General features: G+C 30.7%; 9 protein-coding genes. 3 read left to right on the top strand and 6 right to left on the bottom strand.

What is annotated here, in order from left to right:
- Positions 1 to 39: 39 nt before the first annotated feature.
- Positions 40 to 1,080 (top strand): M42 family metallopeptidase, encoded by a 1,041-nt coding sequence (locus CLJU_RS07380; RefSeq protein WP_013238167.1) that lies wholly within the window; start codon positions 40 to 42, stop codon positions 1,078 to 1,080.
- A 92-nt stretch (positions 1,081 to 1,172) separates the two neighbouring features.
- Here CLJU_RS07380 and CLJU_RS07375 read toward each other — a convergent pair whose 3' ends face one another.
- The 5 genes from CLJU_RS07375 to CLJU_RS07360 form a co-directional block, all read right to left on the bottom strand.
- Positions 1,173 to 3,086: an endonuclease MutS2 gene (locus CLJU_RS07375; RefSeq protein ID WP_013238166.1), complete on the bottom strand. Its 1,914-nt coding sequence runs from the start codon at positions 3,084 to 3,086 to the stop codon at positions 1,173 to 1,175.
- 399 nt (positions 3,087 to 3,485) lie between these two features.
- Positions 3,486 to 3,647, bottom strand: a complete 162-nt coding sequence (locus CLJU_RS21580) for a hypothetical protein (RefSeq protein ID WP_013238165.1) — start codon at positions 3,645 to 3,647, stop codon at positions 3,486 to 3,488.
- A gap of 36 nt (positions 3,648 to 3,683) precedes the next feature.
- Positions 3,684 to 4,268: a DUF4291 domain-containing protein gene (locus tag CLJU_RS07370; RefSeq protein ID WP_013238164.1), complete on the bottom strand. Its 585-nt coding sequence runs from the start codon at positions 4,266 to 4,268 to the stop codon at positions 3,684 to 3,686.
- Positions 4,269 to 4,283: 15 nt separating this feature from the next.
- A complete protein-coding gene (locus CLJU_RS07365) occupies positions 4,284 to 5,183 on the bottom strand; it encodes an NUDIX hydrolase (protein WP_013238163.1) in 900 nt (299 codons plus the stop codon).
- Between the two features lie 59 nt (positions 5,184 to 5,242).
- Entirely contained in the window at positions 5,243 to 6,811 is a 1,569-nt protein-coding gene (locus tag CLJU_RS07360; RefSeq protein ID WP_013238162.1) for a PucR family transcriptional regulator, read from the bottom strand.
- A 227-nt stretch (positions 6,812 to 7,038) separates the two neighbouring features.
- Between CLJU_RS07360 and CLJU_RS07355 the strand changes: the two genes are divergently transcribed.
- Together CLJU_RS07355 and CLJU_RS07350 are read left to right on the top strand one after the other, a co-directional pair.
- Positions 7,039 to 8,187, top strand: a complete 1,149-nt coding sequence (locus CLJU_RS07355; protein WP_013238161.1) for an iron-containing alcohol dehydrogenase — start codon at positions 7,039 to 7,041, stop codon at positions 8,185 to 8,187.
- Between the two features lie 22 nt (positions 8,188 to 8,209).
- On the top strand, positions 8,210 to 10,186 hold the full coding sequence (locus tag CLJU_RS07350) for an oxidoreductase (RefSeq protein WP_013238160.1): 1,977 nt from the start codon (positions 8,210 to 8,212) through the stop codon (positions 10,184 to 10,186).
- A gap of 225 nt (positions 10,187 to 10,411) precedes the next feature.
- On the opposite strand, the gene CLJU_RS07345 is transcribed toward CLJU_RS07350, so the two are convergent.
- A complete protein-coding gene (locus tag CLJU_RS07345; RefSeq protein ID WP_013238159.1) occupies positions 10,412 to 11,863 on the bottom strand; it encodes a sensor histidine kinase in 1,452 nt (483 codons plus the stop codon).
- Positions 11,864 to 11,878: the final 15 nt, after the last annotated feature.

Here is an 11,878-nt window from a genome sequence, read left to right as displayed (position 1 = left end):
AAAGACTAAACTATATTTTACACTTGGAGGATTAAAATTATGAATTATGACAAAAATACTATTTTAAATATTCTAAAAACTATTCTTTCTATACCAAGTCCTACAGGATATTCTAAGTTAATAATGCAGTATCTCAAGGATGAACTTAACAAAATAAATATACCTTATAAAACCACAAATAAAGGTGCTCTTATTGTATCTTTTACTGGAATAAATGACGATTATCAAAGAACCTTTACATCCCATGTTGATACATTAGGTGCAATGGTTAAAGGCATAAAGGAAAATGGCACTCTTTCCATGGTTCCTATTGGCGGATATATGATGTCAACACTTGAAGGTGAAAATTGTACTATAAAAACTTTAGATGACGTAAGTTATTCCGGTACTATTCAAACCATCAAACCTTCTGTCCATATAAGCGGTGATGAAGCCAACAGTCTTAAGAGGATTCCTGAAAACATGGAGGTAATACTAGATGAAAAAGTGTTCTCTAAAAATGATGTAGCAGCTCTTGGTATTGATGTAGGAGACTATATATGCATAGATACAAGGACAACTATCACTGAAAAGCAATTTATTAAAAGTAGATATCTAGATGATAAAGCTAGCGCATCTCTTCTTATGTATGTAATTAAATACATTCATGAAAACAATATAAAACTTCCTTACACAACTAATTTCTATATAAGCAATTATGAAGAAGTTGGTCATGGTTCTAGTGCTGCTTTACCTGAAAAAACTAAAGAGTTCATAGCTGTTGACATGGGAGCCCCTGGCTGCGATCAAAATTCATCAGAATATAGCGTATGTATTTGTGCTAAAGATTCCTCTGGTCCTTATGATTATGATCTTAGAAAAAAATTAGTTAATACCTGCAAGAAAAATAATATTTCATATAAGCTAGACATATATCCTCACTATGGTTCAGATGCTTCTGCTGCACTACGTGCTGGTTGGGATGTTAGAACAGCCCTTATAGGTCCTGGTGTTTTTGCATCTCACGCCTATGAAAGAACTCATGTAGATGCATTGTTAGCTACAGTTGACCTTATTATAAAATATATTACTGAAGCATAACCAAGCTTTATAATAAGCCGAGATCTTAAATTCCCGGCTTATAGTGTTATTTTAATTCATAATAAACAATAATGTTTATATAGTGCAAGATTTCATTCCTTATGATATTGATTTTTTATTTCTTTTTGAATCTTTTTTAAAGCCTTTTTAGAGCCCCTTATAATGTCTCTTTCTAACTTTCTATCTTTATAACTTACAAATAGAGTATTTAAATCATAGTCCTTAGGATACAAATCTTCTGCTTTTAATTCTAGCCTGATTCTCTTTTCATTAACTTCTATAAAATTTTCTTTATACAATACAGTAACATTGTTAAACCTATCCTTTTCTTTATAGACAATAGCAAAATCTTCATAGTCCATAAGAAATACCCTATCTCCTATTTTAAAGTAGTAATAGTTTTTGTGTTCATCAAATTCTTCTTCAACTTTTCTATTTTTAATTTTGCTCTCTTTAACTAATTTAAAGTTATAATCTTTATTTTTTATATAGCTTTCTGCTTTCTCAAGTACAGAGTTTTTTATACCCATTTTTTTAGATATCCAAAGTGCATTGCTCTCTCCAGATTTACCTATAACTAATTTATACAATGGTTCTAATGTTTCACTTTCAAATTGCATAGCCGCATTTTGAAAATCTTCGTGAATTTCTGAAAAATTCTTTATTTCACCATAATGAGTAGTAGCTACTGTAATACATCCTTTATGATAAAATTCCTCTAATATGGCTATAGCAAGTCCTGCTCCTTCATTAGGTTCTGTTCCGCTTCCTATTTCATCGCACAATATAAGTGTAGATTTATTGCTATTGTCAATTATATCTGCTAAATTTTTTATATGGGAAGAAAAAGTACTTAGTGCATTTTCTATACTTTGATCGTCTCCAATATCAACAAATATTTTTTCAAATACAGATATTTCTGTTCCTTCTGCAGCTGAAATATGAAATCCTGATTGAACTGCTAAGGTTAAAATTCCTACTGTTTTTAATACTACTGTTTTTCCACCTGCATTAGGTCCTGTTATTATTAAAGTTCTATAATCATCACCTACCTTAAAATCTAAAGGTACTACATCACCCTTTAACAATGGATGTTTTCCCTTTATGATATTTATATATCCATAATCATTAATTTTAGGCTTCATTCCATTAATAGCTTTACTGTATTTCGCCTTAGCAAAAATCATATCATATTCTTCAATAACTTCCATATTAATTTTAATTTCTCTTAAATTATCAAATACTAATGCTGTTAAAGTAGATAGTATTTTATATTCTTCTATTGATTCTTCAGCTTTTAATGCTGTTAATTCTTCTGTACTTTTACTTATATTATTTGGCTCTATGAATATAGTGGAACCTTTAGAAGAAGTTTCTACTATATTGCCTGGAACTTGATTCTTATATGCAGCTTTTATAGGTATAGTATACCTTCCATTTCTTTTGCTTATAAAAAATTCCTGTATATATTTTTTATTACTACTATTTTTTAAAAACTTTTCTAATTTATCTTGTATCTTACTTTCCGTATTTTCTATAAGTCTTCTTATTTTTCTTAATTCTTTGCTAGCGTTAGAATCCACCAAGCTTCCCCTTATAGAAAGTTCAATCTCTTCTTCTATAAATGTAAATTCTGTAATTGAATTACCATATGAACTTAATGTTGGAGCATAAAATTCTTTATCTTTCATAAAATTCTTAATTTTTCTGCACCCTCTTAAAAAATTGCAGAGAGTAGTTAAATCTTCTGGCTCCAGCACCATACCTTTTTCAACATTATCTATAATATTATCTATATTGAATATTCCCTCTAAAGGTATATAACTGCAAGTATCTAATAAAGCTCTTCCTTCACTGGTTTCATTCAGCCTTTTATCTATAACCTTTAAATTTGTACTTGGCTTAAGCTTATCTATTAACTTTTTTCCTAATCCGCTTACACAATAAGATTTTACTATTTTCTTTAAGTCATTATATTGCAATTTATCAAAAGTGTTTGTATTCATTTTCTTTTCTCCTTACATAGAATTTAATATTCTATGAAGATACAAATATCTTGGATAGATTTCACCTTTGACACATTATACTTATTAAATATTATTTTTACAAAAAAAAAAACTGTGGACATTTCCACAGCTTAAAATACATACCATTAAGATAGCCATAAAGAACTATCCTGTAAATATAATAACGGTATTTTATAGCTTTGTATCTCCATAGATTGCTTTAAATAAATCTACGACAAACAAAGGTATAAAAACTACCCTTTTTTCAAAGATTTATTTAAATATAAAGTTTAATCTATTTAGATACTACCACGCTCATAAAATACCTCTTTATTTTTATTTTAATGAAATCTATCTTTTTTTATTGTATTATATACACATATCTATTGTCAACTATTGTTAGAGATAAATTTCTATAACAAAATTTGCTTTCCACCACTGGCTTAAACAAGTTTTTGTAATACTAGCATCCTTAGAGGGTTGGTGCCCACCAAAAAATAAGTATTTCATTCTTTTCCCCTTTTGAAAATCATGTTTTAAACTATCAATTGCATATTTCATTTTTATAATTTTCTCCTCATCAATTGTGAAATAACTTTAAATACTCATACCTAATTTTTCTTTTATAAGATTGTCCACATAATACTCATTTTCAACTGGCAATTCTTTAAAATCTAGCTTTTTATCCCGAATATCCTTTGACCATTTACTCACCTTATTTGTCATATCTTCAATATTTAAAATCAAATTATTAACGTATTTATATACCATTTCTCCCTGAAGTCCAATTTGAATTGACCTTCTGTCTAGCTTGTTTCCATAAATATCCCTTTCAGGGTCCCACTGACACCTTACATTTGAAGTTTTTAATTGAAATTTCCAATTTTCATGAGACTTATATACTTTTTCGCTATATGTTGACAAAACAACGTTGGACAGCATTTCTTCAAATCCATTTCTTGAAATATCTATAGCAAGAACTCTCTCTTGATTTTCTTTTTTCCCCCAACCACATCTATACATCATCCATAAAAAAGATGGTTTTATCCAAGTCATTCTTTCCATCTTGAAAGATTCACCAAAAGTACCTAGCTTAAGGCACTCCTCCGCAACTTTATTATTATACGCTTGATATACCCGAATTGAATTTTCAGTATATGAAGCACATATTTTCTTTTCCATATTTAAATTCTCCTTTTACATGTTTCTTTTCCAACCTGAATTATATCTAAATAATTTTGAAGGTCTATGCCCAGCATCCTTTGTAAACTGATTTGTTTCAATAACCATACTTGCAACTTTTCTTCTAAAGGCAGCTGCTAAAAGTTCTTTTCCTTGTATAACCTCATAAACCTGCTGAAGTTCCGTTAACGTAAATAATTCTGGCATAAGATTAAATGCTAAACTTGTATATTCAATTTTATTTCTTAACCTGCTAATAGCATATTCAATAAACTTACCATGATCAAAAGCAATACCTGTAGATTCCGTAATTTCTCTACTTACTTCACCATCTGGATTTTCTATAATTCTTATCTTGGCAGATAGTTCCTCATTTTCATTCCAGAGTTTTATTTGTACTATTTGTTCATAAATATATCCTTTTTCCATTGCTTCTTTTTTTTCTTGAAGCAAATTGTAACTGACATTAAACCATGCCGCATCTTCTTCATCACTGCCAGCTTTAATGCTTAATGAACTGCTGTCCACAAGTGCCATATAAGATGAACTTATTACTCTAGTCCTAGGATCTCTATCAACTTCTCCCCAGGTATATAACTGTTCCATATAAATATCATCAACATTAGTTTCTGCTCTTAATACACGTAAAGCTGCTTCGTCCAAGCTTTCATTAATACCTACAAATCCACCAGGAAGTGCCCATTTCCCAATGCATGGATGATCTCCTCTCTTTACTAAAAGAATCTTTAAAGATTTTTCTGGAAGCTTCCTGTAATTTTCCTTTTTTTCGTTCATTACTGTAAAAATCAACATATCTACAGTAAGAGATGGTTTTTCATATATACTATCATCATATTGCTTTAAAAACTCTTCTTCAGTTAATCCTTGTTTATTTTTAATGTCCACATATTTCATATTATCACTCCGAGTTTACTTTTAATTTTTATGATATTATCACTTTATCATTAACGTAATTATTTTTCAATTCCTATTTGTTTTACTAATTTTAAAACCTTTTCTGATAATTGTACTTCAAATAACAGTTCACTATTATTAAAGTCAATATTCGTTAATTCTATAATACGTTTAATTCGATATTTTAAAGTATTATAATGAATGTGGAGAGCTTTCGAAGTTAAAGTAACATCCTGATTATGTTTTAAATAAGCACACAGTGTTTTAAAAAAATCACTATTTTTTTCTTCATCAATATGAATTAAAAGTTTTACAATTGGGTGAACAAGGATTTTAAGATGTGCTTTGTCTCCAAAACTTAAAATCATATGTGTCACTATAAAATCATTATAATTTAAAATTCGCTCAGAACTATGTATTTGATTTCCAATTGATAAACTAGTAATAGTTTGCTTATAATATTCTGATAAATCATATAAATTATGAAAAACCTTACTGATACCAGCCCTACAGTTGTGTTTTTCTAGTAATTTTCTAAATAAGTTCAATTCATTTTTATTAAATATATTTTCTCCTTTAACATCCAGTAAAACCACAATATATTTATCATAAATAATTACTGTATCTCTATTAAAATAATTTTGCATTTTTCTTTTCAAATAATAGATTTTATCTTCATTTCTATTTATATCATTTAATTCAATGGCAATAACATATAAATTATCATAAAGTTTTAAATTGAATGATCTTGCACGTTCGCTAATGGCATCATGGTCATATAATTTCTGATTGAGCAATGCCGTAATAAATGAATCCACTAAAGGATTGGTAGATGAGAAACTTTCATTAGAGCCCTTAATCGTCAAAGAAAGAAATCTACAGAGAGTTATTAACATTTGTTCATCATATTTTGTAATTGGCTTATTGTATTCTAACATCTTCAAATATGCTAAAGGCTGCTTATTTTTTAAGACTCTTCCTACCAATTGCCTATGATTTAGTAATCCGGATTCCCATAAAATTAGATCTGAATTTTCATTATGCTCACTTTCTATATTCCTATCAATTTTATTTTCCATGATTGAATTAACATACGCTTCAGTTACATAGCCTTTGGAAAGTGTCCATTCCCACAGTGGTTCATTTTTTATAGTATTTCCTCCAGCATGAGCCATAAAACAAAGAGAAATATCCACTAATAATAAAGGGTTGCCTAAAGTTTCATACCCAACATCCAAAAGCTGCTGGATAGTTGTCCCCTCTTGACAAAGTTCTAACAACTTATTTGTGAAATTAACCATTTTAATCTCCATATCAAATAAGTCCTGCAAGATGTCTATGATAGAGGTAATGTCACTCTTGTTAGAAACTAAAATGATATTGGACATACTTTCTTGCTTGTATAAAGTAGATAATAGAATATCTTCATATAACATATAGTTTGCTCTGCTAGAAGAAGGCATTTCTGCCAAGTCGGACACTTTCCCTATATACAAATAATCAGAAAGATATACTGAAACATCTTTATTTAAATATCGAAATCCTATCAATTCACAATCTTCTTTAAGATGGACTTTTATGCTGAATTTATCAAGTAATCCAGTAATTGTAGAAAATTGTACAGACATAATTATCCCTTCTTTGTTGAAATATTAACTATCTTACTAATCTAATCATAGCAGAAATTAGCATAGTAAACAATTCCATAAGCAATAATATCCAATTAATACTTGTAAAAAATTACAAATTATATTATTCAAATTCTCAAACCTTGACGAAGATATTAAAAATATGCAGTGTTATAATTTTCTTAAGGTTGATAAAAAAATAACAATAATTGCTTGGAGGGATAAACATGATAAGAAGATATGGTCAGCTATGTACAGTAGCTTACAGCGCTGGTGCAATTAATTCAACGGGAGAAATTGCAAAAGAATTAGGATTTACAAAAGTAATGATTGTAACAGATAAACAAGTTGAAGCTTTAGGACACTCTCAAAAATCAATAGATAGCTTAAAAAAAGCAAATATAGAAACTGTCATATTTAATGGTGTAGAAATGGATGCACCTGATTACACAGTAGAAGCTGGTGGTAATATGGCAAAGAAAGAACACGTAGACGGTATTATCGGTGTAGGTGGGGGAAGTGTGCTGGATACAGCAAAAGGAATAGCTTGTTTTACTGCAAATGAAATCACAGTTAGTGATATGATACATCATGCACCTATGAAAAATCCACCAGTAAAATTTGTTTTAATACCAACCACATCAGGTACTGGCTCAGAATGTACCTTTGTAGCTGTCATTACAGATACTAAAAATCACGAAAAAGTTGGATGCTTTTCTGTGCCATCTTTTTCAATTTTAGATCCAGAACTTACTCTCAGCTTGCCAAAGGATATTACAGTTTATACAGGTATGGATGCTTTTTCACACTGTACTGAATCCTTAACAAGCATGCAGCCAAATCCTCATTCTGATTTACTTGCTTATGATGCAATTGAAAGAATTGTAAATTGGCTTCCTGTTGCATATAAAGAACCTGGTAATTATGAAGCTAGAGATAATTTGGCTTTAGCAAGTAATTTTGCAGGTAAATCCTTCAATGATTCTACAGTTCATGTTGGACACGCTATTGCACATTCCTTTGGAGCTAATTTTCACATTCCACATGGCATAGGTTGTGCATTAGTAACACCTACTGTAATAGAATTAACAGCTCCAAAATTCCCTGAAAAAATTAAAAAAGTAGCTAAAATCATGGGAATTATAGTTGATAGTGAAGATGGTGTTGTAATTGGAAAAACAGTTGCAGATAGTGTTCGTAAATTTATGAAATCCTTAAATATTCCTTCTTGTAAAGAGCTGGGACTTAAAAAAGAAGATGTTTTAAATTGTACAGATTATGTACTCAGTGAGCCTTTGCGCAATTTTGCCGGTGTTCCTGTAACAGATGAAATGGTTCCAAAGTTGCTTGAAAAAATCTATGACACATATCAATAAAAGAATATAGGAGGATTTACTTATGAGTTATGAAAATTTATTATCTCCAATAAATATTGGAAGCTTAAAAATACGAAACCGTGTTGTAATGGGAGCTATGGGATCAGCAACTGCAAATGAAAATGCAACAATTTCTGAATGTGAATGTGCATACTATGCTGAACGAGCTAAAGGCGGAGTAGGCCTTATTATAAATGAGGTTACTCGAGTAAACAACGATACTGGAATTATGATGCCCCGCCAATCTTCTGCAGCTACTGATGAATGTATTCCAGGTCTTAGAAAGCTTGCAAATGCAGTACATTATTATGATGGTGCTATCTTCATTCAATTGCATCATCCAGGACGTCAAACTGTATGTGAAGTAATTGGTGGAAAACCAACAATTTCTCCAAGCGGCATTAAAAGTATGCTAACTCAAGCACCCTGTCGTGAAATGACAAACGCAGAAGTAAAGAGTCTTGTACAAGATTTTATAAATGCAGCAGAAAGATGCTACAAAGCTGGTATTGATGGTGTTGAACTTCATGCAGCACATGGATATATGCTAAATCAATTTCTTTCCCCATTTACAAACAAACGAACTGATGAATACGGTGGAAGTACGGAAAATAGAGCTCGTATTATTAAAGAAATTATCCAGGGAATTCGTCAGCGAGTTGGCCGTGAATATCCAGTAATTATGAGAATATCTGCAGATGAATTTTTAAGAGATTCTGTATTTCCAATTAAGGAAGATGGATTATTGTTAGATGAAGCTGTTGAAATTTGTAAATACCTTGTACCTTTTGGACTGGATGCCATAAATGTATCTGCTGGAATTTATGAAACAATGAATAAAGCTTGGGAACCTACTTCTTATCCAGAAGGATGGAAAATATATTTAGCAGAAGCTGTTAAAAAAGCAGTTGATGTGCCTGTATTTGGAGTAGGTACCATCCGTAATCCTGATTTCGCTGAAAAAGTTATCTCAGAAGGAAAAGTAGATTGCGTAACAATTGCCAGAGGCTTACTTGCTGATCCCGATTGGGTAAAGAAAACTGCTGAGGGCAGAGTAGATGAAATTCGAAGATGTATTTCATGTTTAAATTGCATGGATTCCATGGCAGTTAATGGTATGAAAGGTGAACCATTTTCTTGTGCAATTAATGCAAGAGCTGCTCGTGAATGGTTTTATAATAGTTCCAGACAAGATGGAAATGGACGTATGGTAGTTGTCGTAGGTGGAGGTCCATCCGGAATGGAAGCAGCACGTGTTCTAGCAGAACGTAAATTCAAAGTAATACTATTTGAAAAAAATTCAGAACTTGGCGGACAATTATGTTTAGCAAACAAGCCACCTCACAAAGAAAAAATTAATTGGCTTATTAAATATTTTGAAGTTCAATTAAAAAAACTAGGTGTTGAAGTTCATTTAAATACACCAGCAACAATAGAATCCATTAAAGAATTGAGTCCATATGCAGTGTTTATAGGCACAGGCTCCACGTCTATAGTGCCTAAATCTATTCCTGGTGTACAAGGTAAAAACGTTTGTACAAGTTCTGATATTTTATCAGGAAAAGTTAAAATTTCAAATAAAAAGGTGGCAGTTATAGGTTCTGGTATGACTGGGCTTGAAACAGCTGAATTATTAGGTACAATGAACAATAAAGTATACGTTGTAGAAATGATGGATAAAATTGGTCCTGATGCTAGCTGGCAAAACTTAACCGATGTACAAGGTAGATTAGAAAAAATGAACACCTCTTTCATGCCATCTCACAAATTAGTAGATATTACAGACGAGTCAGTTATATTAGAAGAAAAAGATGGAGAAAAAGAGAAGCTTCCAGTTGAATATGTAGTACTTTCTTTAGGAGTACATGCTGATCAGACTTTAGCAGAGAAATTAAATACAAATTTCCACAATGTAATTAAAATTGGTGACACTGCACAAGTTGGCAGAATTGCAAATGCAGTATCTACAGCGTTTGCAGAAGCTTATAAATTAAACTAAGAAATGTATTAGAATTGCTACTAAATTAAGTGATTCTTAGGTCCAGATGGACTTTGCTTATAAGGATAGCTTTCTCCAGCTGAACCTTAGAAGAACTTATCCAGGCGCGTAGCAGTGCTTATCCCCACTTTGATAGAAGATGGGGGTATTAGCAATGGTAGCGATCGGATAAATACTATGGGACTGCTGCACTAAGTAATTTACTCTTAGTGCAGCGCTCTCTTTTTAAAGTTTTAGCCTAAATACTGTTTTGTATTTCTTACATTTTTCAAGAGTCAAAGTTCCTCCATGCTTTTGTACTATTTTATTCGCAATAGAAAGTCCAAGTCCCGTACCACCTTTTGTATACCTTGACTTGTCTCCTCTTACAAAGGGTTCAAATATATTTTCCTTTAGACTTTCATCAATGCCAACTCCATCATCTGCAATTATAAGTTGTATTTTTGAATTGTCATAAGTCAATTCTATTTTTGCCTTTGTCCCAACTTCATTGTACTTCAATATATTAGATATAATATTTGAGATAGCCCTTTCCATCTCTACTTTATCAAATTCATATATAATTTCGTCCTCTGGTAAGTTTATTTCAAGTTCAAAATTCTTTTCTTCAAATTCATTATAGTATTCAGATACTATTTCTCGTACAAACTCACAAAAGTCGCATTCTTCCTTGCTTATTAAAAACTTGCTATTATCAAGTTTTGTAAACTCATGAAGATTTTCAATTAGAGAAACTGTTCTCTTTGATTTATTGTATATTATGTTTAAATACTGTTTAATTTTTTTATCATTTTCTACCACACCGTCATTAAGTGCCTTGGAGTATCCCATGATGGAAGTTAATGGTGTTTTCAAATCATGAGATATATCTGATAAAAGCTGTTGTTTCAAATTTTCCATCCTGTTTCTTTCAAATATTGAAGCTTCAATCTTTTCAGCCATAAAATTAAAAGCATCTCTTATTTCTCCAAATTTATTTTCTGCATTAAAATTAATCCTTGTTGAATAATCTTCTTCAGTCATTCTCTTTATGCCCTGCAGTATTTTTTTTAATGGCATAACTACCTTTTTAGTAGTTAAATAAGCATATAAAAATACGGATACTGTTAGAAACACTATAATTATAAATATACCTACCAATATATAAATTGCAGCTTTTTTAATATACTTGTCCGGGGAAGGTGCTATGTCCACATTTAATGTCACTATTCCAGGAGGCACTTTCACAATGCAATAAAGATCTTCACCATTACTATTAAAAGCTGTAACAGAATAAAAGTAAGAAGTGCCACTTTTTAAGTTATTATAGGATAAATCCATAAAATTCAAAAGTTCATTTTCAGTATAACTTGTTACCTTATCTTTTTTAGTTCCTATAACATAGATAACCTTTTTATTTGAATTAAGTATCTCAACCCAACCTTTTGAAGCAACAATTTTTGATGCATCAATTTTTTTATAATCACTTTTTACTATTTTCGATGCCATAAAAAATTTCTGGGTATCTTTTATGTAGTCTTCTGATGAAACCATCTTTCCTATGCTAAAAATCATAAAACCTATAGTGCCTGATAAGACAAGCAGCATTAAAAATACAAATATAATGTAATTTTTGAACATAGTGATATATAATCTCTTAAACTTTTTTCTTAGGTTTTTTAATATTTCAAAAAACATATATGATACACTCCA

The sequence above is a fragment of the Clostridium ljungdahlii DSM 13528 genome (assembly GCF_000143685.1).
GTDB classification, from domain to species: Bacteria; Bacillota; Clostridia; order Clostridiales; family Clostridiaceae; genus Clostridium_B; species Clostridium_B ljungdahlii.
The sequence above is the reverse complement of the archived record's forward strand: the minus strand, read 5'-3'. Positions and strand labels throughout refer to the sequence as shown.

Coding starts and splice junctions, on each gene's coding strand:
- CLJU_RS07355 (WP_013238161.1), top strand. CDS start 7,039: ATGATAAGAAGATATGGTCAGCTATGTACAGTAGCTTACAGCGCTGGT.
- CLJU_RS07370 (WP_013238164.1), bottom strand. CDS start 4,268: ATGGAAAAGAAAATATGTGCTTCATATACTGAAAATTCAATTCGGGTA.
- CLJU_RS07365 (WP_013238163.1), bottom strand. CDS start 5,183: ATGAAATATGTGGACATTAAAAATAAACAAGGATTAACTGAAGAAGAG.
- CLJU_RS21580 (WP_013238165.1), bottom strand. CDS start 3,647: ATGAAATATGCAATTGATAGTTTAAAACATGATTTTCAAAAGGGGAAA.
- CLJU_RS07345 (WP_013238159.1), bottom strand. CDS start 11,863: ATGTTTTTTGAAATATTAAAAAACCTAAGAAAAAAGTTTAAGAGATTA.
- CLJU_RS07360 (WP_013238162.1), bottom strand. CDS start 6,811: ATGTCTGTACAATTTTCTACAATTACTGGATTACTTGATAAATTCAGC.
- CLJU_RS07350 (WP_013238160.1), top strand. CDS start 8,210: ATGAGTTATGAAAATTTATTATCTCCAATAAATATTGGAAGCTTAAAA.
- CLJU_RS07380 (WP_013238167.1), top strand. CDS start 40: ATGAATTATGACAAAAATACTATTTTAAATATTCTAAAAACTATTCTT.
- CLJU_RS07375 (WP_013238166.1), bottom strand. CDS start 3,086: ATGAATACAAACACTTTTGATAAATTGCAATATAATGACTTAAAGAAA.